At 62.5% G+C, this 19,210-nt stretch carries 26 protein-coding genes; 10 read left to right on the top strand and 16 right to left on the bottom strand.

Annotated elements, in window-relative coordinates; translation table 11 throughout:
- From EN914_RS03515 to EN914_RS03505, 3 genes are all read left to right on the top strand, one after another.
- On the top strand, window positions 1–183 hold a 183-nt coding region (locus tag EN914_RS03515; RefSeq protein ID WP_127389000.1), incomplete at its 5' end, for a WYL domain-containing protein.
- 71 nt (window positions 184–254) lie between these two features.
- Window positions 255–650, top strand: a complete 396-nt coding sequence (locus tag EN914_RS03510; RefSeq protein ID WP_024502829.1) for a VOC family protein — start codon at window positions 255–257, stop codon at window positions 648–650.
- Window positions 647–1,084: an EVE domain-containing protein gene (locus tag EN914_RS03505; protein WP_024502828.1), complete on the top strand. Its 438-nt coding sequence runs from the start codon at window positions 647–649 to the stop codon at window positions 1,082–1,084. The genes EN914_RS03510 and EN914_RS03505 overlap by 4 nt, the downstream gene beginning before the upstream one ends.
- On the opposite strand, the gene EN914_RS03500 is transcribed toward EN914_RS03505, so the two are convergent.
- The 4 genes from EN914_RS03500 to sppA form a co-directional block, all read right to left on the bottom strand.
- Window positions 1,081–2,046 carry an ornithine cyclodeaminase family protein gene (locus EN914_RS03500; protein WP_024502827.1) on the bottom strand — a complete coding sequence of 322 codons (966 nt, stop codon included), beginning with the start codon at window positions 2,044–2,046 and terminating at the stop codon, window positions 1,081–1,083. The two genes, EN914_RS03505 and EN914_RS03500, sit on opposite strands and share 4 nt — an antisense overlap.
- Before the next feature lie 37 nt (window positions 2,047–2,083).
- Window positions 2,084–2,440, bottom strand: coding sequence for a DUF1049 domain-containing protein (locus tag EN914_RS03495; protein WP_024502826.1), 357 nt, complete (start codon window positions 2,438–2,440; stop codon window positions 2,084–2,086).
- A 57-nt stretch (window positions 2,441–2,497) separates the two neighbouring features.
- Window positions 2,498–2,782: an integration host factor subunit beta gene (locus tag EN914_RS03490; RefSeq protein WP_006200394.1), complete on the bottom strand. Its 285-nt coding sequence runs from the start codon at window positions 2,780–2,782 to the stop codon at window positions 2,498–2,500.
- 61 nt (window positions 2,783–2,843) lie between these two features.
- A complete protein-coding gene (gene sppA, locus EN914_RS03485; RefSeq protein WP_024502825.1) occupies window positions 2,844–3,821 on the bottom strand; it encodes a signal peptide peptidase SppA in 978 nt (325 codons plus the stop codon).
- Between the two features lie 404 nt (window positions 3,822–4,225).
- Here sppA and lptC point away from each other — a divergent pair, with 404 nt between their 5' ends.
- The 6 genes from lptC to ptsN all read left to right on the top strand — a co-directional run bounded on the left by lptC (window position 4,226) and on the right by ptsN (window position 9,487).
- Window positions 4,226–4,939, top strand: a complete 714-nt coding sequence (lptC, locus tag EN914_RS03480) for an LPS export ABC transporter periplasmic protein LptC (protein ID WP_013529584.1) — start codon at window positions 4,226–4,228, stop codon at window positions 4,937–4,939.
- Window positions 4,926–5,507 (top strand): LptA/OstA family protein, encoded by a 582-nt coding sequence (locus EN914_RS03475; RefSeq protein WP_013529585.1) that lies wholly within the window; start codon window positions 4,926–4,928, stop codon window positions 5,505–5,507. Before lptC ends, EN914_RS03475 begins: the two co-directional genes overlap by 14 nt.
- A complete protein-coding gene (gene lptB, locus EN914_RS03470; RefSeq protein WP_013529586.1) occupies window positions 5,507–6,325 on the top strand; it encodes an LPS export ABC transporter ATP-binding protein in 819 nt (272 codons plus the stop codon). The genes EN914_RS03475 and lptB overlap by 1 nt, the downstream gene beginning before the upstream one ends.
- Window positions 6,326–6,524: 199 nt before the next feature.
- Window positions 6,525–8,051: an RNA polymerase factor sigma-54 gene (rpoN, locus tag EN914_RS03465; protein ID WP_024502824.1), complete on the top strand. Its 1,527-nt coding sequence runs from the start codon at window positions 6,525–6,527 to the stop codon at window positions 8,049–8,051.
- 265 nt (window positions 8,052–8,316) lie between these two features.
- Complete coding sequence (gene hpf, locus EN914_RS03460) at window positions 8,317–8,901, top strand: ribosome hibernation-promoting factor, HPF/YfiA family (protein ID WP_013529588.1); 585 nt, start codon at window positions 8,317–8,319, stop codon at window positions 8,899–8,901.
- Window positions 8,902–9,022: 121 nt separating this feature from the next.
- Window positions 9,023–9,487: a PTS IIA-like nitrogen regulatory protein PtsN gene (gene ptsN, locus EN914_RS03455; RefSeq protein WP_013529589.1), complete on the top strand. Its 465-nt coding sequence runs from the start codon at window positions 9,023–9,025 to the stop codon at window positions 9,485–9,487.
- 92 nt (window positions 9,488–9,579) lie between these two features.
- Here the strand turns inward: ptsN and EN914_RS03450 are convergent, their stop codons facing one another.
- Complete coding sequence (locus tag EN914_RS03450) at window positions 9,580–9,834, bottom strand: DUF1150 family protein (protein WP_013529590.1); 255 nt, start codon at window positions 9,832–9,834, stop codon at window positions 9,580–9,582.
- 65 nt (window positions 9,835–9,899) lie between these two features.
- Complete coding sequence (locus EN914_RS03445; protein WP_013529591.1) at window positions 9,900–10,325, bottom strand: Hsp20 family protein; 426 nt, start codon at window positions 10,323–10,325, stop codon at window positions 9,900–9,902.
- Window positions 10,326–10,640: 315 nt separating this feature from the next.
- Between EN914_RS03445 and EN914_RS03440 the strand changes: the two genes are divergently transcribed.
- Window positions 10,641–11,585 carry a nucleoside hydrolase gene (locus tag EN914_RS03440; RefSeq protein WP_024502823.1) on the top strand — a complete coding sequence of 315 codons (945 nt, stop codon included), beginning with the start codon at window positions 10,641–10,643 and terminating at the stop codon, window positions 11,583–11,585.
- Between the two features lie 416 nt (window positions 11,586–12,001).
- Here the strand turns inward: EN914_RS03440 and EN914_RS03430 are convergent, their stop codons facing one another.
- The 10 genes from EN914_RS03430 to EN914_RS03385 form a co-directional block, all read right to left on the bottom strand.
- Window positions 12,002–12,322 carry a hypothetical protein gene (locus EN914_RS03430; RefSeq protein ID WP_013529594.1) on the bottom strand — a complete coding sequence of 107 codons (321 nt, stop codon included), beginning with the start codon at window positions 12,320–12,322 and terminating at the stop codon, window positions 12,002–12,004.
- A 101-nt stretch (window positions 12,323–12,423) separates the two neighbouring features.
- Complete coding sequence (locus EN914_RS03425) at window positions 12,424–13,038, bottom strand: LysE family translocator (RefSeq protein WP_013529595.1); 615 nt, start codon at window positions 13,036–13,038, stop codon at window positions 12,424–12,426.
- A gap of 113 nt (window positions 13,039–13,151) precedes the next feature.
- Entirely contained in the window at window positions 13,152–14,600 is a 1,449-nt protein-coding gene (locus tag EN914_RS03420; protein ID WP_024502822.1) for an amidase, read from the bottom strand.
- Between the two features lies 1 nt (window position 14,601).
- Window positions 14,602–15,507: a ribokinase gene (locus EN914_RS03415; protein ID WP_024502821.1), complete on the bottom strand. Its 906-nt coding sequence runs from the start codon at window positions 15,505–15,507 to the stop codon at window positions 14,602–14,604.
- A gap of 152 nt (window positions 15,508–15,659) precedes the next feature.
- Window positions 15,660–16,142: a hypothetical protein gene (locus EN914_RS03410; protein WP_024502820.1), complete on the bottom strand. Its 483-nt coding sequence runs from the start codon at window positions 16,140–16,142 to the stop codon at window positions 15,660–15,662.
- Window positions 16,117–16,629, bottom strand: a complete 513-nt coding sequence (locus EN914_RS03405) for a hypothetical protein (protein ID WP_024502819.1) — start codon at window positions 16,627–16,629, stop codon at window positions 16,117–16,119. The genes EN914_RS03410 and EN914_RS03405 overlap by 26 nt, the downstream gene beginning before the upstream one ends.
- The gene (locus EN914_RS03400) at window positions 16,596–16,988 is read right to left on the bottom strand and encodes a hypothetical protein (protein ID WP_013529600.1); all 393 of its coding nucleotides are present in this window, start codon (window positions 16,986–16,988) and stop codon (window positions 16,596–16,598) included. Before EN914_RS03400 ends, EN914_RS03405 begins: the two co-directional genes overlap by 34 nt.
- Window positions 16,989–17,008: 20 nt before the next feature.
- A complete protein-coding gene (locus tag EN914_RS03395; RefSeq protein ID WP_024502818.1) occupies window positions 17,009–17,479 on the bottom strand; it encodes a hypothetical protein in 471 nt (156 codons plus the stop codon).
- Window positions 17,480–17,689: 210 nt separating this feature from the next.
- Window positions 17,690–18,565 carry a bifunctional helix-turn-helix domain-containing protein/methylated-DNA--[protein]-cysteine S-methyltransferase gene (locus tag EN914_RS03390; RefSeq protein ID WP_024502817.1) on the bottom strand — a complete coding sequence of 292 codons (876 nt, stop codon included), beginning with the start codon at window positions 18,563–18,565 and terminating at the stop codon, window positions 17,690–17,692.
- A 124-nt stretch (window positions 18,566–18,689) separates the two neighbouring features.
- On the bottom strand, window positions 18,690–19,184 hold the full coding sequence (locus EN914_RS03385) for a DUF2244 domain-containing protein (protein ID WP_024502816.1): 495 nt from the start codon (window positions 19,182–19,184) through the stop codon (window positions 18,690–18,692).
- Window positions 19,185–19,210 lie beyond the last annotated feature (26 nt).

Genomic DNA, 19,210 nt, shown 5'->3' with positions numbered 1-19,210 from the left:
CTGGGCTTCTTCGACAAGGTGCGGGTGGTGGTGGCGTGGTGCGAGATGCGGCAGGATTTCCGGCATTTTCGCGCCGATCGCATCGCCGAACTCCAAGCAATGGACACGCGCTATCCGCGTCGTCGCCAGGCGCTGCTCAAGGAATGGCGAACGACGCTCGACAAGCCGCGTGGTTCGCGATGACTGCTGCCATATTCTGACAGTAGCCTATCTTATGTTCGCCAAGTCGAAACACCGAACCTTGGAGAGCAGATATGGTCACCCCGAATTTCGTCATCCTCTATGTCGACCAGCCGCAGCAGAGCGGTGCCTTCTACAGCGCGCTGCTCGGTCGTGAGCCGGTCGAAAGTTCGCCGACCTTCGTGCTGTTCGTGCTCGATGCCGGCTTCAAGCTCGGCCTGTGGTCGCGCCATACGGTGGAGCCGGCAGCCGCCACGTCAGGCGGTGGCGCCGAAATCGTGTTTGCGCTGGATACGCCCGATGCGGTCGATGCCGCCCATGCCGACTGGTCCGGGCGCGGGCTGAAGATCCTGCAGACGCCGACCGACATGGATTTCGGCCGCACTTTTGTCGCGCTCGATCCCGACAATCATCGCCTGCGCGTCTACTGGCTGTCCGACGGGGAACAGGCCAATGGGGAACAGAAATGAGCGCGTATTGGATAGCGGTGGCGTCGGCCGAGCATGTCCGGCGTGGTCGCACAGCCGGCTTCATGCAGGTCAACCACGGCAAGGCGGCACCGCTGCGTCGCGTCAAGCCGGGTGATGGCGTCGTCTACTATTCGCCGACCACTGTTTTGGGCGACAAAGACGGCCTGCAGGCTTTCACGGCGATAGGCATCGTGCGGGAAGGCGAGCCTTATCAGGGCGATATGGGCGCCGGCTTCACGCCGTTCCGCCGCGATGTGGCATGGGCCAAGGCCGAGGAAGCGCCGATCAAGCCGCTGCTCGACAGGCTGGACTTCACCGTGGCCAAGTCGAACTGGGGTTATCAGCTTCGCTTTGGCCTTTTTGAAATCGGGGATCACGATTTTCGTGTGATCGCCGAGGCGATGGGCGCCGAAATGGGTGCAACGGTAAACTAGGCCGTGAGCGCCTTGTAGACGGCAACGCCGGCGGCAAGATCCTCGAGCGCCGCTCCGACCGACTTGAACAGCGTGATCTCACCGGCGCTCTCGCGGCCCTTCTTCCGGCCGCGCGCCAATTCGTGCAGATCGGCGACGATGGCTTCCGGTTTCAGCACGCCGGAGGCCAGCGGTTGGACGATGTCGCCGGCTTCCTTGGTGGCGCCGGCGCGGGTGTCGACATAGACGCGGGCAAGCCTGATCGCATCGTCATCGCTCTCGCGCATCGTCGGCGTAAAGCCGCCGACCAGGTCGACATGGGTTCCCGGCCGCAACAATGCGCCCTTGATCAACGGCGTGGTCGTGATCGTCGCCGAGGAGACGATGTCGGCCTGCCCAAGCTCCGTATCGAGATCGCTTGCCGCGCTGGCCGCGAAGCCCTGGGCGCACAGATCGGCCGCGACTTTCTCGGCATTGGCCGGGGTGCGGTTCCAGATGCGGATGGTCTTGATGGGCCGCACGGCCGAGTGCGCCTTGGCGAGGAAGGGCGACAGCGCGCCGGCGCCGACCACAAGCAGCCGCGAGGCATCGTCGCGGGCGAGATAGGAGGCCGCGAGCGCCGAAGCACAGGCGGTGCGCCATTGTGTCAGCCGCTGGCCGTCGATCAGGGCCTCGGGTTCGCCGGTGGCGCCGTTGAGCAGAAGATAGAGCCCCATCACCGCGGGCTTGCCGATGGCATTGTTGTCGGGCGACACGGTGACGATCTTGACGCCGACGTGACCGCCGGCCGACGTGCCGGCCGCGTTGAGATCGGTCCAGGCCGGCATCAAAAGCAGTGTGGAGGCGGCACCATCGGGCCGCTCGATCGTATGATGATGCCTGACCGGCTGCACCGCACCGTCGCGAAACGCCATGCGCAGCGTCTCGACCAGTCCGGGAAAGGTCAGCGCATGGTCGACCTCTGCGGCCGAAATGGTCAGCATGAAAAACTCCGTGAGGACAAAACCGCCGATTGGCGGCTCAAGCGGTCGGCTTCGGCAATGCTGCCCCTTGGGCGGACCCCGGTGCCTGGCTTTGTGATACCGCCGGCGCACGGCTGACCGCCTGGCGCAGGTTCTCGGCTTCGACGCCGCGCTGGCGCGCCAGCTTGCGATAGCGACCCTGTTTGACCCACGTAGCCAGACTGCCGACGATCATGCCGATGGCGAGCGCCAGGAACAGGAAGATGAACAGCGGCAAAGTCAAGGTCAGCTTCGGATTGCCGGGATTGAAGGGGTCCAGCGTGAAGGCGACCAGTTCGCGGTTGGCGACAGCGAGTGCGATCAGGATGATCGCCAGGGGCACGAAGATCGCGATGAGGATGAAGCGATTGAACATGATGTTTTCCGTCGGAAGCTGGCCTGTCCGAAAGGCCGTCAGGCGCTGGCGTCGCGCCTACTTGCCGCCGTTCAGCCTTTCACGCAGTTCCTTGCCGGTCTTGAAGAACGGCACCCATTTCTCCTCGACCTCGACGGATTCGCCGGTGCGCGGATTGCGTCCGGTGCGCGCGGGACGATTTTTCACCGAAAAAGCGCCGAAGCCACGCAACTCGACCCGGTTGCCTTCGGCAAGGGCGTCGGTGATTTCATCAAAGATCGCGCCGACGATGTTTTCGACGTCGCGCAGGAAAAGATGCGGATTGCGCGTGGCAATAATCTGCACAAGTTCGGACTTGATCATGAGACGGGTCCCCGTGAAAGCAGTGCGGTCAAAATTATGAGGATGATTTTATTTGCTTTTTTCACTTGCCCCAAACGGCTTCACAAGGGTGCCAGACGGAAACGAGACCGTCAAGAAACAAGCGGTCGGCTCCGAGTTCATGGATGACGTCGCTGCTGCAGGCGGGCAGGCCGAGCGCACTGCCGATCGTTTGCGCCATCGCTTTCGAGAACAGGAAGCCGCTGCGCCGTTCGGTATCCTTCCACTCGACGACCTTGAGCTTGGCATCGACGCCCTTGGTCGCCAGCCAGTCGACCGCCACGGTCTCGCCACCGACGGCGTCGATCAGCCCGTTGGCAACGCCCTGGCGACCGGTGAATATCGAGCCGTCGGCAAGCACCAGCGCTTGTTCGCGGCTCATCTTGCGGCGTTCGGCGACGATGTCGACGAACCAGTTGTAACTGTCGAGGATGAGCTTGCGAACCATGGCGCGCTCGTCGTCATTGGTCGGCTTGAAGGGAGAGGGCGCGGCTTTCAGCGGCGAGGATTTCACCTCCTCCAGCTTGACGCCGAGTTTGTCCATCAGGCCGCTGACGTCGGGATACTGGATCAGCACGCCGATCGAGCCGACGATCGAGGTCTTGCGGGCAACGATGTGATCTGCGGCACTGGCGATCATATAGCCCGCCGATGCGGCGAGCGTGCCGACTTCCGCCACCACCGGCTTGTCGGCGGCCAGCTTGCGCACTTCTTCATAGATCGATTCACCGCCAACGGTGGTGCCGCCAGGCGAATCGATCGACAGGATCACGCCTTTCACCTTCGATGAAAGACGGATGGTTTCCAGCCGCTTGATCAGTTCCTCGTCCTCGGTGATCGTGCCTTCGATCTTGACCTTGGCAATATGGTCGACCGTCGAGCCGCCGAAATCGTCGCCATAGAACCAGGTTGAAAGCGCAATCACCCCAAGGGCTATGATGCCTATGGCGACGACGCGCCAGAATGTCAGCTTGCGCCGCAAACGGCGGCGGTCGATCAGGTCGTCGGCTCTCAGTGCCATGGTCAGCCTTTCAGTCGGCGGGAGGAGACGCTTTTAGACCATGATCCTCCCATCTGGAAGCAGTTCTCTTTTGCGCATGGCGAGACAAGTCGGCGCCTGGACGTGAGGTGGCTATCCGCGTCGGCAGTCGACGGGGCCGGGTCGGGCCCTCTCCAGGCGTCGGTCTGCTCACATATTCGTGCAATCGCCACCAGGTCGGGCGACGAGACCGATGGCTGATAAATTTTACGCCGCGTGTCTGTTTCTGCTATGGAGAACACGCAGTTGTGCGGACTTCGTTTTCGTCTGTACAAAGGCGGCTGTCACATTTTTGCAGTTTTCGTGGGCTTGTGCTTGCTTGAAAGCGCCGGCGTCCCACCTATAGGCGGTGCCCAAGGGCGGGCAGGGTTAGAAGAAAGCAGTGAATGTTAGCGCGACCGATTGAACCGACCGACGCCGAGGCGGTGTTGGCTCCCCCGGCGGACGGCCGGACGCGCGGCGATGCTTTCGACCGTGCACAGCGTCATTCGCGCCGCGTGCGCGTTCTCAAATTTGCCGTGCCGGTGGCCGCAGCACTGATAGCGGTCGCTTTCCCGGTCTACTCCTATCTCGCCGCACCCGTCTCGGTGAAGATTCAGGCGGAAGGCACTGCCTTTTCCAACGGCAAGCTGGTGATGGCCAATCCCAAGCTCAACGGTTTCACCAAGCAGAAGCAGCCTTATTCGATGACGGCGCTGCGTGCCATTCAGGATGTCAGCACGCAAGGTATCATCGAGCTGGAAGGCATCGACGCCAAGGTGCCGATCGCGTCCGACAATGTGGCGGCGGTCAAGGCCTCGCACGGCACCTACGATCGCGACGGCAATACGATGAACCTGACCAGTGACGTGACGATCACCACGACCGACGGCATGCAGGCCAAGTTCAAATCGGTCTTCCTCGACATGGGCAAAGGCACTATGAAGACAGGAGATCCCGTCGATGTCAGCCGTGGCGGGTCGCGGATCACGGCGGATACGATGTCGGTCCAGGACAATGGCAAGATTCTGGTTTTCGAGAACAAAGTGCGCGTCAACATCGATTCCGCCGCCCTGAAGGCGGCACAGGGAAACAGCGGAGAAACCAATGCGGCTCAGTAGTTCGACGCGGCTCGCGGCTGCAACTTCAGCGTTGCTGCTGCTCGGACTCGTGCCGTCATGGGCGCAGACGACCAGTCAATCAGGCCTCAAACTGTCCGGCGACAAGCCGATCCAGATCGAGAGCGACAAGCTGGAAGTCCGCCAGGCCGACAGTGTCGCCATCTTCACGGGCAATGTCAGCGTCGTCCAGGGGCCGACATTGATGAAGGCCGGCAAGATGACGGTCTACTACGTCAAGGACCCCAACGCCGCTGCCAAGGGCACGGAGGCCGCGGGTGCTGCGATGACGGGCTCGGCCAACATCGACCACCTGGAGATCTCCGACAAGGTCTATATCAAGTCGGATGCGCAGATCGCGACCGGCGATCAAGGCAGTTTCGATATGAAGAGCCAGGTGCTGGTGCTTTCGGGCAAAAAGGTCGTTCTGTCGCAAAACGACAACGTTCTGGTGGGCTGCAAGCTTACCGTGCAGATGAAAAGCGGGCTGGCTCAGGTGGATCCATGCGCTGGGCAACGTGTCCAGATGTCGATCACGCCGCCGCCGAAATCGGGAGCGACGAACCCCTGATGGCCAGCCTGTCGTCGCTGACGGCGCGTCTTCCGGGACGGGCCGCCGGCAAGCTTTCGGCGCCGGCCACGGTGACCGTCGATGCGGGAAAGTTCAAGGGAACCCTGATCGCCAAGGGGCTGACCAAGAGCTACAAGGGCCGCAAGGTCGTCAGCGGCGTTACCATCGGCGTGCGCGCCGGAGAGGCCGTTGGACTGCTCGGCCCCAACGGCGCCGGCAAAACGACCTGTTTCTATATGGTTACCGGCCTGGTGCCGGTGGATGAAGGCACGATCGAGATCGACGGCTTCGATGTCACGTCGATGCCGATGTACCGTCGCGCACGCCTCGGCATCGGCTATCTGCCGCAGGAAGCATCGATCTTCCGCGGCCTCAATGTCGAGCAGAATATCCGCGCCGTGCTGGAAGTGGTCGAAAAGGACCGCAAGGTGCGCGAGCGCAATCTCGACGAACTGCTCGAGGAATTCCACATCAGCCATCTGCGCAAGGCGCCATCCATGTCGCTTTCGGGCGGCGAGCGGCGACGCTTGGAAATCGCGCGAGCGCTGGCGACGCGTCCGGCCTACATGCTGCTCGACGAGCCTTTCGCCGGCATCGATCCGATCGCCGTCGCGGATATCCAGCAACTGGTGCGCCACCTGACGGCGCGCGGCATCGGCGTCCTCATCACCGATCACAATGTGCGCGAAACGCTCGGCCTCATCGACCGCGCCTACATCATCCATGCCGGCCAGGTGCTGACCCATGGAAGGGCCGACGAAGTGGTGGCAAACCCGGATGTGCGGCGACTTTACCTCGGCGAGGGTTTCACCCTCTGAGCGTGAAATTTGTTTCCTGACACGATTTTTGCGGTTCGCGCGGCGCTTTTTCGTCGATTTTGCTCCGAGATAACGCTCCGGTAAGCGAGTTTTGCTACCAATTGCCTTGACAAGCAAAAGCCGGGCCAGTTTCTATGGCCGGCTGCAAAATTCCTTTCCGGAAGTCCGGATGCGTAGACGAGGCGTTTGAAACCGAACCATGGCGTTGGCGGCCAAACTACAGCTACGACAATCGCAGTCGCTGGTGATGACGCCGCAACTGATGCAGTCGATTCGGCTGCTGCAGTTCACCCATGTCGAACTCGAGCATTTCATCGACGAGGAAATCGAGCGCAATCCGCTGCTGGAGCGCGCCGAGCCGCAGGACGATGCCGCCAGCGACCAGGCGCAGAAGATCGAGGCGGAGCCGCAAGCCGCCCCCGAAGGCGACTGGTTCGAAAACGAGACGCAGTGGAGCGCGGAGGCGATCTCGGACAAGCTCGACACGTCGCTGGAAAACCTGTTTCCCGACGACCCGGGCACCAGCGAGCGGCTCGGTCCCGACCTGACGGCGCAATGGAAATCGGCTTCCGGCAATGGCGCGGGTTCCTCATCCGAGTGGTTTGACGCCGGCGATATGGCGACTGCTGCGATCACGCTGCGCGACCATGTCGGTGAACAGGTGGCGCTAGCCTTCGCCGATCCGGCTGCACGTCTGATCGCCGCCGACCTCGCCGACGGCCTTGACGAGACCGGCTACCTGCGTGCCGATCTGGCCGAGATCGCCGCTCGTCTCGGTGCGGATGCCGCCGCCGTGGCGAAGGTGCTGGCGGTGTGTCAGACCTTCGAGCCGGCCGGCCTGTTTGCCCGCGACCTGGCCGAATGCCTGTCGCTGCAGCTTGCCGTGCGGAGCCGGCTCGATCCGGCGATGAAGGCGCTGGTCGCCAATCTCGAACTCCTGGCACGGCGCGATTTTCACGCATTGAAACGGATCTGCGGTGTCGACGAGGAGGATCTGCTCGACATGCTGGCCGAAATCCGGGCGCTCGATCCCCGGCCGGGCATGGCGTTTTCGGGCGGCGCCAGCGACGCGATCGTCGCCGATGTCGAGGTGCGCGCGGCCAATGACGGCAGCTGGACGGTCGAACTCAATGCCGAAACGCTGCCGCGGGTGTTGGTCGACCATATCTATTTCGCCCAGGTCTCTCCGCAGGCCAAGAACCAGGCGGAAAAGGATTTTCTGGCCGAATGCCTGCAGAACGCCAACTGGCTGACGCGCAGCCTCGACCAGCGGGCAAAGACCATCCTCAAGGTCGCTTCGGAAATCGTTCGCCAGCAGGACGCCTTCCTCGTCCATGGCGTGCGGCAGCTGAAGCCGCTCAATCTGCGCACGGTGGCCGACGCCATCGGCATGCACGAATCGACCGTCAGCCGGGTCACAGCCAATAAATACATGCTGACGCCGCGCGGCGTGTTCGAGCTTCGCTATTTCTTCACCGCCTCGATCGCCGCATCGGGCGGCGGCGATGCGCACTCCTCGGAAGCCGTGCGTGACCGCATCAAGCAGTTGATCGACGAGGAGAAGCCCGTCGACGTGCTTTCCGACGATGCAATCGTCGACATGTTGCGCGAAAGTGGCGTCGACATTGCAAGGCGTACGGTCGCCAAGTACCGGGAAGGCATGAATATCCCCTCCTCGGTGCAGCGCCGGCGCGAGAAACGTGCGATGGCCAGCGCCGGGCGCTGAGGCGGGTCGATTTTCCACAAGCCAGCACTTCATTGACAAGCCGCGGTGAACTGGCTAGAAGCCCGCCCGCATGAGACGGGCTAGATGCCCGCATGCGGATGGTCCGTCACGACGTTGGCCTCGGGACGGTCAAAGGGCGGCTTGTGATCAACCGGAAAGTCTGGATTTAAAATCGGCGCAAGTGACGCCGCAAAGCTTGTGCGCACGGATCACGAGTATAAACTCGGGCCAGTTTGAAGCCTGAGCAAGGAAGGTCAGTTTTCAGATGAATCTGCGCATATCGGGAAAACACATGGACATCGGCGATGCGTTTCGGACACGCATCAACGATCGTGTCGGCGAAGCGATCGGCAAATATTTCGATCGCGGCTTTGCCGGACATGTCACGGTCATCAAATCGGGCTCGCGCTATTCGGCGGATTGCATGATCCGGCTGGATTCCGGCGCTTCGCTGCAGGCCACCGGCGATGCCCAGGATCCGACGCTTGCCTTCGAGGCGGCGGCGGACCGTCTGGAAACCCGCCTGAGGCGCTACAAGCGCCGGCTGAAATCGCACAATTCGGGCGCCGCCAACGGCCAGCCAACCGACATAGCCTACACGGTGATGGCGCCGCTTGCCGATGACGACGAGGACATTCCGGAGAATTTCGCGCCGGCCATCGTCGCCGAATCAACCATGACGCTGAAGACCATGTCGGTGGCGTCGGCGGTCATCGAGCTCGACACCAAGGACAGCCCGGTCTTCGTCTTCCGCAACGCGGGAACCGACCATCTCAACATCGTCTATCGCCGACCCGATGGAAATATCGGTTGGATCGACCCGTCGACGACCAAGGTCGCACAAGCGTGACGACAACGGTCGCACGGTGACGACAAGGGTCGCACGGTGACGACGAGGTCGCACTGGGATAAGAGCCGGCCGCACGAGGGGTGAGGACTGGTGACGGCAGGCGAACAAGGGATTTTCAAGCATGGATCTGAGCGATCTTATCAACGTTCCGGCGATATTGCCGGCGTTGAAGGCGAACTCCAAGAAGCAGCTGCTGCAATTGCTGTCCGAACGGGCGGCGGCGATTTCCGGCATTCCGGAGCGGGAGGTGTTCGACACCATCCTGCAGCGTGAGCGGCTGGGTTCGACCGGCGTCGGCAACGGCATCGCCATCCCGCACGGCAAGCTGGCCGGCGTGAAGCGCATCGCAGGTGTTTTCGCCCGGCTGGAGACGCCTGTCGATTTCGAATCGCTGGACGATCAGCCCGTCGATCTGGTGTTTCTGCTGCTGGCGCCGGAAGGGGCGGGCGCCGATCACCTCAAGGCACTGTCGCGCATCGCTCGAGTGCTGCGTGACGCCGACACGGTGGCCAAGATCAGGGGTACGCGCGACGCCGCGGCTATCCACGCGCTTTTATCGGACACCCAGGCCTCGCACGCGGCCTGATTTTTCTGGTGAGACGACATTCAAGGGCCGCCACGGGCGGCCCTATGCGTTTGAGCCTGCTGGTCGCGCCTAACAGGGCGGCGCGCTGGGCCTTAGTGGATGGCGACCGTGGTCAGGTCGTTTTCCATGGCACCGGCCAGTGCGCGGTCACGCGCGTCGGAAAGCAGGATCGGCTGGCCATTGGCGGCAAACAGCGCCCACAGTTCCATGCCGGGAGCGATTTCGCCGAGATTGGGGAAACGGCCGAGCAATTCGTCGCTCGAGACCTTTCTGAGATAAGCGACCGAGCCCTCGCCGAGATGAGCGAATTCGCCATTGGTCATGGTGATAGTTTCAGTTCTGGTCATTTCAAAGCCTCCTTGGCGCGAGGACGCCGCTCAAGGCCATCCCGCATGAGAGCCATCGGTAAAGATCAGTCTTTCACCGATATGTTTATTTTCCGTACCAGCCGTTCGGACTCCGGCCGATCGAGGTCGATCGCCAAAAGGCCGTTCTTCAACTCCGCTGCGATCACCCGCATGCCGTCGGCCAGCACGAAACAGCGCTGGAACTGGCGCGCGGCGATGCCGCGATGAAGAAATTCGCGCTCGGTGTCGTCGGTCTGACGGCCGCGCACGACCAACTGGTTTTCCTCCGTGGTGACATCGAGATCGCTTTCGGCGAAACCGGCGACCGCCAATGTGATGCGCAACCTTTCGGTTTTGCCGTCGGCGCCGCTGAGGCGTTCGATGTTGTAGGGAGGGTAGCTGTCACCGGACTTCGCCAGGCGTTCCAGGGTCTTTTCCATGGCGTCGAAACCAAGCAGAAGCGGGCTGGAAAAGGGCGTCATTCGGCTCATGTTACACTGTCCTCTCAAGAGCGACATAAAGTGGAAAAACCCAGATGGCATTTTTCCCGATGGCCTTGATATGGTCCGCCCCGCGACCAAGTTCAAGCCGTCAACAGACCCGCCCAAAAAGACCAGGCCGTGGACTCACAGGAATGACAGACATGGCGCTTGAAACGGCGAGCAGATGCAAGGAAAAGCGCGCGGGTCGGGATTGTCTTCCCCGGTCGAGCGGTTCGGCCTGGCAGCTCGCGGCCGCTTCGGCGTCATTTGGATGTTCCGATCGGATCGATGCAAGTCCACGACCTCGCCAAACAAGGAATTGAAATGCCCCAGTCACGCAAGATCATCATCGACACGGATCCCGGCCAGGATGATGCCGTCGCCATATTGCTGGCGCTCGGCAGCTCCGAACTGGAGATCGTCGGCATATCAGCCGTTGCCGGCAACGTGCCGCTGAAGCTTACCGAAAAGAATGCCCGCAAGATCTGCGAGCTGGCCGGCCGCCCGGACATCAAGGTCTATGCCGGTGCCATCCGGCCCCTGACGCGCGAACTGGTCACCGCCGAGGAAGTGCATGGCAAGACCGGCCTCAACGGTCCGCAATTGCCCGAACCGACGATGAAGCTGCAGGACCAGTACGCGGTCGATTTCATCGTCCAGACGCTGATGAGCGAAGAAAGCGGCACGATCACGCTTTGCGCGCTCGGCCCGCTCACCAACATTGCGCTGGCGCTGATCCGCGAGCCGCGCATCGCACCGCGCATCAAGGAAATCGTGCTGATGGGCGGCGGCTTCTTCGAAGGCGGCAATGTCACCCCGACCGCCGAATTCAACATCTATGTCGACCCGCAGGCCGCAGATGTCGTGCTCAAATCCGGCATTCCGATCGTCATGATGCCTCTCGACGTCACCCACAAGGCGCTGACCACCGCCAAGCGCACGCAGGCCTTCCGCGCGCTGGGCACCAGGGTCGGCACCGCCACTGCGGAGATGCTGGAGTTCTTCGAGCGCTTCGATGAAGAGAAATACGGCACCGACGGTGGCCCGCTGCACGATCCTTGCGTCATCGCCTATCTGTTGAAGCCGGACCTGTTCAAGGGCCGCAACTGCAACGTCAGCGTGGAAACCGCCTCGGAACTGACCATGGGCATGACCGTGATCGACTGGTGGGGCGTCACCAAACGGCCGAAGAACGCCATGGTGATGCGCGACATCGACCATGATGCGTTTTTCGCCTTGCTAGTGGAGAGGCTGGGGCGGCTTAACTGACCGTCAGAACAGAACTGAACTTGTGAGCACGCGTCTTCACTCATTGAGAAACCGATAGGTGTCTCCGCCGCGCTTATGATGTTGCCGCTCGATGGGGATGACCGAACCGACAAGGTGCGGCATCCCCACTTCATCATCGATGATGTCACCGCGTTGTTGCCATCAAGGCGGACATCGTATGTGTAATACAGCCCGCGCCCGGCAGCCATCTTCGGATTGATGGGCATTAACCTCACATACTCGATAGTGCCCATCACACTCTGAGTTGCCACAACCGGATTGTCCTGGTTCATCGCAATCGGGATCAGCGCCGCCAGGGGCAGTGCGCAGAAGAATACGACACCAATGACTGCGTCTCGGTATTCTGCCTGAAACAGAAGCAGGCGGTTTCTGAGAGAAGATACTGTTGCCATGATTCAATTCACGAATCGGTAGAAGACGAAGCCATTGTCGCGCGTGACGCGTTCGATGTTTGTGCGCGAGCCGATCAGATGCGGGTGATCGTCATCGATAAGGACAGACGAACCGTTCTCGATAGAAACCAGATATATGCCGCGGCCATGGTCCAACCGGACACTTTCGACGTTTGCCTCGACTGTGTCGACCGATCGGATCGGGCTGGCGTCGTTGATCCATTTGTTTGCCGCCAACATGATCATAACCGCAAACGCACCAATAAAGAGGATCACGCCAGGCGCGTTCCTCTTCAAACCATCCCAAGTCCAAAAGACAGACATGAATCCCTCAAGCCAGATTCATGTGGTGGTGGGACAGCACACTTTCAATCTGTTGCCATTCCAGGGTGCTGCAACTCCTTGCGGCGCCGGCTCGGCCGCCTTTACTTCGACCGCGAAAACGCCAGCCACAGGCCGCCGCCGACCATGAAGCTGCCGCTGATCCTCGACAGGAGTTTGATGCGGCCGGCCGACAGCAGGCGCCCGGCGCGGCCAGCGGCCAGCGCGTAAGTCGAATCCGAGAAGGCGGCGAAGATCATGGCGGTCAGACCCATGACGGCGATCTGCAGCGAGTAGTTGCCTTGCGGCGAAATGAACTGCGGAAAGAAGGCGCCGAAGAAAATCAGCGTCTTGGGGTTGCTCAGCGCCACCAGCAGGCCCTGCAGGAAGAAGCCGCCGCGCGGCTTTCTCGCTGTTCCATCGGCATTCAACGTGCCCTTGGAACGGAACATCTGCACACCCATCCAGATCAGATAGGCGGCACCGATCAGCCGTACCCATTCGAACCAGTGGCCCATGCCTGCGATCAGCGTGTTGAGGCCGATGCCGACGATGGCGATCATCACGGCAAGCCCGGCCTGCGTGCCGGCGACGTTGGCGAGGCCGGCGCGCGAGCCATGGCGGATGCTGTTGGCAATGATCAGCGTGACCGTCGGACCGGGCACCAGGATAATGACGATGCAAGCGAGGACATAGGCGGCGTAGAGTTCGAGCGACATGCTTTTTCCCCAGGAATACCGCCGAGGCGGCGCGGCTGAGGATAATCAATGCATGGCGGCGATAGCGATGCAAGCCGGTGCGCGAAGCGCCGCGGCACGCCAACGCGTGCGATTCAGGCGCCGGCCGGCCAGGGCAGTGTTGCCTCATAGGCGGCCGCCGCCTTGAGCACGGCAAGGTCGCCGCGTGGCCGGCCGATCAGCTGCATGCCCATCGGCCGCCCTCTATCGTCGAAGCCGACCGGCACATTGGCCGCCGGGCAGCCGCCCAAGGTCGCGAAGGCGGAAACCTGCATCCAGCGGTGATAGCTGTCCATTGTGCGTCCGGCGACCTCACGCGGCCAATGCGTATCGATGTCGAAGGGGAAGACCTGTGCTGTCGGCAGCGCAATCAGATCATAGCGGGCGAAGATCGACAGAAGCGTGCGATGCCAGGACGTGCGGATGACCGAAGCGGCGCGGATCTGCGGCGCCGTCAGCCGCGTTGCGTTCTCCACTTCCCAGATGGCTTCCGGCTTGAGCAGGCGGCGCTTTGCGGGATCGTCATAGTGGGTTTTGAGCGCGCAGCCGCTGCTGGCCTGGCGCAGCGTCACGAAGGCCTGCCACAGCGCTTCGAAATCGAAATCCGGCAGCAGGGGCTCGGTCGCGAAGGACGCTTCCGCAAAGCGGCCAAGTGCCGCCTCGCACAGGCCGAGAATGCCTGTTTCTACCGGCAGATGACCGCCGAGATCACCGAGCCAGGCGATGCGGCCACCAGTTGCGGGTATTCCAAGCCCTTCGAGGAACGAGCCGGGTTTCTCGTAGGACAATGGCGCGTGCGGGTGGTAGCCGGCCTGCACATCGAGCAGCAGTGCCATGTCACGGACGTTGCGGCCCATCGGCCCGTCGACGCCCATCTGCGCATGGAAGACTTCGAAATCGGGTCCACCGGGAACAAGTCCTTGCGACGGGCGGAAGCCAAAAACATTGTTCCAGGCGGCCGGGTTGCGCAGCGAGCCGCCAAAGTCGCTGCCATCGGCGAGGGGCACCATGTCGAGCGCCAGGGCAACGGCCGCGCCGCCGCTCGAGCCTCCGGCGGTCAGGGCCGGATCGAAGGCGTTCAGCGTCGGCCCGAACACGGCGTTGTAGGTGTTGGAACCAAGCCCGAATTCGGGGACGTTGGTCTTGCCGATGATAATGGCGCCGGCATTGCGGATGCGCTCGACGAAGAAATCGTCCTCCTGCGGCACGAAATCGGCGAAGATCGGCGAGCCGAAAGAGGTCCTGAGGCCCGTGGTCGAGGCGAGGTCCTTGATGGCCATCGGCAGGCCGAAGAGCGGGTTGGTTTTGGCTCGCGTCGGGCTGGCATCGGCCGCATCGGCTTCGCGCAGGATATCGGCGCGATCGCGCAAGGAGACGATGGCGTTGACCAGCGGATTGACCGCCTCGATGCGGTCGAGGAATGCCGCCACCACCTCGCGCACGGAAAGCTCTCTCTCCCGGATCGCGCCGGCGAGTTCGACTGCGGACAGGCGGCAGATGTCGCCTGCCGGCGGCACGGCATGTTTCGTTTGAGGGCGCAGCATTTTAACGGCTTTCCTGCAGCGCCTGATCGACGTCTTTGGCGAGCGGGATCGCCGGTTGGGCGCCAGGCTTCAGGCAGGCCAGCGAACCGGCCGCGCCGGCGCGCGCCAGCGCCTGTTCGAGCGTGAGGCCCGACGACAGGCTGGCGGCGAAATAGCCGCAGAACGTATCGCCGGCGCCGACCGTGTCGACAGGGGTGATCTTGCGTGCCGGAACGGTGAGGAAATCACTCGGTGTCGCCGCCATCACGCCGTCGCCGCCGAGCGTGACGACGACGGTGCGGCCGGTCTTTCCGGCAAAGTCGCGCATGCGGGCCGCCCGGTCGCGGCCTTGCAGCGACAGCGCTTCGCCATAGAGGTCGAACTCGGTTTCGTTGGCGACGACATAGTCGGCCTTGCCGATAAAGCCGGCTGCTTGCCCCTGGAAAGGCGCCGTGTTGAGCACGGCGATGGCGCCGGCCGCCCTTGCCTGGTCGAGGGCGGCATCGACGGTGGCCAGCGGAATCTCATTTTGCAGCAGCACGACGTCGCCTTTTTTCAGAAAGGCCTTGGAGAGATCGCCTGGCACCACGGAAGCGTTGGCGCCCGGCACCACGGCGATGATGTTTTCGCCGTCGTCGGCGACCATGATCAGTGCCGTGCCGGTCGAGGCGTGAGTCTCGGCAACGCCGGACAGGTCGACCTTGCCGTCGCGCAGCAATGCCAGTGCCTCGGCTGCGAAGCTGTCCCTGCCGACGGCGCCGACCATGCGCACCGCGGCACCGGCGCGTGCGGCGGCCAGTGCCTGGTTGGCGCCCTTGCCCCCAGGCGCGGTGGTGAAGGCCGAGCCGCCCACCGTCTCGCCGGGGCTCGGCAAGCGGTCGACCTTGGCGATAAGGTCGAGGTTGATCGAGCCGATGACGATAATCAAGCAGGGCCTCCTGGCAACGCAAATTCAAAATGCCGGAGCGTCTTCGTGCGTCCGGGCGAACGCAGATCGTTCCGATTGCGTGAAAGCTAACCTGTAAGGCCGCGGCTTGCCAGACCACGCGCATGGTCCAGTCCGATTTGAGGTGTCGTGGCCTATTCGCAGCGCACGGTGACCGTGCCCTGATAGTTGCCGGCGGGAAAGATACCGCTCGACCTGGTGGCGGTGAGGTCGACCTGCATCGCGTGGGTGCCGTTGGCAACCCTCTGCGGCACACTTCCGTTGACATCGACCCCCGAGCCATCGAGGCGGAAGACTGAAGCGAAGGTCACGTTGGTGCCGCCGCCGCTCGGCGCGGACGAGAATGCGGCAGGCGCCGGCGCCGAAACCGAATAGCAGTCAAGCAAGTTAAGTATCGAGCACAACAGGGAGCTTGCCACCACGGTGGCGCTGGCGCTCGATCCGCCTGCCTGTTTAGAGCCCAGTATGCTGATGGCGGGATTGGCCTTCATCGTTCCGGACGCCCCGACCACGATAGTGCAGGTGCCGATGATCGCTGCCTGCACCGGAAGGCAGGAACCGGCAAGTGCAGCCATCGCAAGCAGCGCGCGGCTACTGCTTCTTCTTTTTCTTGCCATCACCATTTCCGGTCCTGATGCTCCAGCCTTCATTGGCCCACCCCGGTGACGCGGCCGTGGAAGCGCTGGCGGCCACGCTCGCCGTCTGGCCGTCGGCGCCGAGGCCCATTTTGAGGAGCTTCAGTTCCAACTGCAGGCGCTCGACCTCAAGCTCATAGAGACGGCTGCAATCGACGCGCTTCGGCGTGCGCCCGATCGGGATCACCACGCGGCCGTAAGTGGCGACATCATTGTTCGACTGGCTGTTGCCTCTGATGACGCCGAGATCGACATAGGCGCCGGAACCGGAGACGGCGGAACGGCAGGTGGTGCCGTCCGCGGCATGGACCTCGTCCTGGCCTTGGGGCAAGGTGACGCCCGGCAGGTTGAAGCCGCTCTCATTCTGGTTGAGGTTGTAGACGTCCTCGGCCCCGGCCGGCAAGGCACCCGCCCAAGCAGCCGCGAGCGCCAGTGTCAGGACTTGCGGCGCCCAAAAAACTTTCCGCATATCTGTGCCCTTATCTGCGTCTGTTGATTGGGAAAGGGGATGCTTTCGGTACAGATACGCACTTTACGCTCGGCAGCGCCGTCAAAAGGCACGACCACAAGGACAGAACGGGAGGCCTGGGAGGCCAGTTGGAAGACATTTGGAGAGACCCTGGCATCTACCGGCTGGAAATCCTGATCGTAGACGTGGATTTCGACCCGGATCTTGCGGTCGTAGGGATTGGCGGGGAAGACGCGAACCGCAAAGACGTCGGTGAAGCTGTTGATCTCGCCACGCATCGGCGACATCGATTGGGCCTTGGCGGCAATGGGCGCCAATCCGACGGCCAGTGCCGTCGCCAGGATTCGAGCATGTTTCACGACCCCCTCCTTCGCTCGCGTCATTCGCAGCGCAGCGTTACCGTTGCCTGATAATTGCCGTTGGCGAAGCGATTGCTGCCGCCCTTGGTGCCGGCAAGGTGGACCGAAACGAGGTCGGCGCCGGGGGTGGTGATGCTGGTTGCCGAGCCGGTCTCACCGATGGCATGCGCGCCGGCGGCAGAGTAGGTCGGTGTCCAGGTCGTCGACGTGCTGTCGGCGGATGGCACCGTCATGGTGGTGACCGGGTCGACACTCAGCGACACACCTCCGGTCGTCGTCAGCGTCACGGTTCCAGCCGAGCCGCCGCTGTTGTGGGAACTGAGGGACTGGAGATCGGGACTGGCCGTCATCGTGCCGTTGGTGGCAACGACAAGCGTGCAGGTGGGCGCGATCGTCCCATTGAAGATGACATTCTGCGTCGCGGCCAACGCGACCTCGTCGATGCCGGCAACCAGCAGAGCTGCGGCGCAGGCGGCGCGAACCAATGACATCGGGACCTCCTATTAAGCCGGATCGTCCGGATTAATATGAGGGCATCATCACTTTATCGTGGTTAATTTAGAGTTACCTAAAATAATTCCTTAAATAACAATCACAGGAACCGGAGGTTGCCCTCGGTTGCAAAGACAGTGAAAATCGCGCTTATACTTATCAGTGCCGATATATCCATGTTTTTCTTCGCAGTATCGAGAAAATCGATATTACGACACCTGCCCGGCTTCCCAGCCCAGAATGGCGCGCTTGCGGGTCAGGCCCCAATGATAGCCGGTCAGGTCGCCGGATTTGCCGATGGCGCGGTGACAAGGCACCACGAAGGAGAGCGGATTGGCGCCGTTGGCCGCACCCACCGCCCGGCTGGCGGACGGGGCGCCGATGCTGGCCGCGATCGAGGAATAGGTGCGGGCCTTGCCCATCGGGATCTTGAGCAGCGCCTCCCAGACGCGAACCTGGAAGTCGGTGCCGATCATGACGACATGCAGCGGCTGGTCGGGGCGCCACAGCGTCGGATCGAAGATACGGGCGGCATAGGGGCCGGTAGCAGTCATGTCCTCGACATAGATGGCGTTCGGCCAGCGGCTGGACATGTCGGCGAAGGCGGCGCGTTCCTCGCCGGGGTCGCTGAAGGCGAGGCCGGCGAGCCCGCGCTCGGTGGCCATGATCAGGGCGGTGCCGAACGGCGAGGAATGGAAGCCGTAGCGGATGGTGAGCCCGGCGCCGCGTGTCTTGTAGTCGCCCGGCGACATCGCCTCATGCGTGACGAACAGGTCATGCAGCCGGCCCGGGCCGGACATGCCCAGCTCGAACGAGGTCTCGAGCAGCGGCATGCCGGAATCGAGCAGCCTGCGCGCATGGTCCAGTGTCACCGCCTGCAGGAAGGCCTTGGGCGACAGGCCGGCCCAGCGGGTGAAGAGTTTTTGCAAGCCGGTCGGCGTCTCGCCGACCTCCTCGGCCAGTTCTTCGAGGGAAGGCTGATCACGATAGTCGAGACTGATCTTCTCGATGGCACGGCGCACGATTTCGTAGTCGCTGCCTTCAGGCGTGATGTCCTTTTTGAGGACCGCGGTGTGTGTGCTCATGGAATTGTCTCCTTGAGCCGGAATATCGCCCCTCGGGGCGTCGATCGCCACCCGAAACTTGCCTTCTTGCTGCGCATCCCCCGATAGACACGGGATTCGAGCCCAAAAGCCGCTCGTGGCTGGCTCAGCGTGCCTTGGCGGTCGCCAGCGCGCGCGAAAAGGCGGTGGCAAAACTCTCGCGGGAATCGGGGTCCAGGAACGATCCGATCGGCACGTTCCGGCCTTCGCCTTCCACCGTCATCCCTGTGATGCCGATCTCGGCGTGACGGGCCACCGAAAACCGCGCCCAGAACGGATTGAAGCGATGGGCTTCCGATTTCCCCGAGGGGGCTGTCTTGCGGATGTCGAGGCTGGTGCGCGAGACCGAGACTTCTTCGCGTGCGCGAGCGGCACGATAGTTGATGCGAAAGGCGATGTAGACGGCGGCCACGTCGAGGCCGAAGAAGCCGAACACCGGCCAGGCGCCGCGCGACAGGAAAAACGCGCCTGTCACCAGCCAGCCGAACAGCAGCGCGCCCATCAGGATGAAGAAGCCTGTCCGGCCCAAAGACCGGTGTGGGGTCAGTAGCGCCTGAAAGAATGGCTCGTCGGCCTGAAACGAGGCGTTTGTGTCGCTCATGAGGGGATATTATAGGAGGGAAATGG

This window comes from Mesorhizobium sp. M7A.F.Ca.CA.001.08.2.1 (assembly GCF_003998455.1).
GTDB lineage: Bacteria > Pseudomonadota > Alphaproteobacteria > Rhizobiales > Rhizobiaceae > Mesorhizobium > Mesorhizobium ciceri.
Note: the sequence above shows the minus strand (reverse complement) of the source record. Positions and strands in the feature narration are given on the sequence as shown.

What these genes read in the sequence shown, in the direction of transcription:
- EN914_RS03510 (WP_024502829.1), top strand. Translation starts at nt 255, where the DNA reads ATGGTCACCCCGAATTTCGTCATCCTCTATGTCGACCAGCCGCAGCAG.
- EN914_RS03505 (WP_024502828.1), top strand. Translation starts at nt 647, where the DNA reads ATGAGCGCGTATTGGATAGCGGTGGCGTCGGCCGAGCATGTCCGGCGT.
- EN914_RS03500 (WP_024502827.1), bottom strand. Translation starts at nt 2,046, where the DNA reads ATGCTGACCATTTCGGCCGCAGAGGTCGACCATGCGCTGACCTTTCCC.
- EN914_RS03495 (WP_024502826.1), bottom strand. Translation starts at nt 2,440, where the DNA reads ATGTTCAATCGCTTCATCCTCATCGCGATCTTCGTGCCCCTGGCGATC.
- EN914_RS03490 (WP_006200394.1), bottom strand. Translation starts at nt 2,782, where the DNA reads ATGATCAAGTCCGAACTTGTGCAGATTATTGCCACGCGCAATCCGCAT.
- sppA (WP_024502825.1), bottom strand. Translation starts at nt 3,821, where the DNA reads ATGGCACTGAGAGCCGACGACCTGATCGACCGCCGCCGTTTGCGGCGC.
- lptC (WP_013529584.1), top strand. Translation starts at nt 4,226, where the DNA reads ATGTTAGCGCGACCGATTGAACCGACCGACGCCGAGGCGGTGTTGGCT.
- EN914_RS03475 (WP_013529585.1), top strand. Translation starts at nt 4,926, where the DNA reads ATGCGGCTCAGTAGTTCGACGCGGCTCGCGGCTGCAACTTCAGCGTTG.
- lptB (WP_013529586.1), top strand. Translation starts at nt 5,507, where the DNA reads ATGGCCAGCCTGTCGTCGCTGACGGCGCGTCTTCCGGGACGGGCCGCC.
- rpoN (WP_024502824.1), top strand. Translation starts at nt 6,525, where the DNA reads ATGGCGTTGGCGGCCAAACTACAGCTACGACAATCGCAGTCGCTGGTG.
- hpf (WP_013529588.1), top strand. Translation starts at nt 8,317, where the DNA reads ATGAATCTGCGCATATCGGGAAAACACATGGACATCGGCGATGCGTTT.
- ptsN (WP_013529589.1), top strand. Translation starts at nt 9,023, where the DNA reads ATGGATCTGAGCGATCTTATCAACGTTCCGGCGATATTGCCGGCGTTG.
- EN914_RS03450 (WP_013529590.1), bottom strand. Translation starts at nt 9,834, where the DNA reads ATGACCAGAACTGAAACTATCACCATGACCAATGGCGAATTCGCTCAT.
- EN914_RS03445 (WP_013529591.1), bottom strand. Translation starts at nt 10,325, where the DNA reads ATGAGCCGAATGACGCCCTTTTCCAGCCCGCTTCTGCTTGGTTTCGAC.
- EN914_RS03440 (WP_024502823.1), top strand. Translation starts at nt 10,641, where the DNA reads ATGCCCCAGTCACGCAAGATCATCATCGACACGGATCCCGGCCAGGAT.
- EN914_RS03430 (WP_013529594.1), bottom strand. Translation starts at nt 12,322, where the DNA reads ATGTCTGTCTTTTGGACTTGGGATGGTTTGAAGAGGAACGCGCCTGGC.
- EN914_RS03425 (WP_013529595.1), bottom strand. Translation starts at nt 13,038, where the DNA reads ATGTCGCTCGAACTCTACGCCGCCTATGTCCTCGCTTGCATCGTCATT.
- EN914_RS03420 (WP_024502822.1), bottom strand. Translation starts at nt 14,600, where the DNA reads ATGCTGCGCCCTCAAACGAAACATGCCGTGCCGCCGGCAGGCGACATC.
- EN914_RS03410 (WP_024502820.1), bottom strand. Translation starts at nt 16,142, where the DNA reads ATGGCAAGAAAAAGAAGAAGCAGTAGCCGCGCGCTGCTTGCGATGGCT.
- EN914_RS03405 (WP_024502819.1), bottom strand. Translation starts at nt 16,629, where the DNA reads ATGCGGAAAGTTTTTTGGGCGCCGCAAGTCCTGACACTGGCGCTCGCG.
- EN914_RS03395 (WP_024502818.1), bottom strand. Translation starts at nt 17,479, where the DNA reads ATGTCATTGGTTCGCGCCGCCTGCGCCGCAGCTCTGCTGGTTGCCGGC.
- EN914_RS03390 (WP_024502817.1), bottom strand. Translation starts at nt 18,565, where the DNA reads ATGAGCACACACACCGCGGTCCTCAAAAAGGACATCACGCCTGAAGGC.
- EN914_RS03385 (WP_024502816.1), bottom strand. Translation starts at nt 19,184, where the DNA reads ATGAGCGACACAAACGCCTCGTTTCAGGCCGACGAGCCATTCTTTCAG.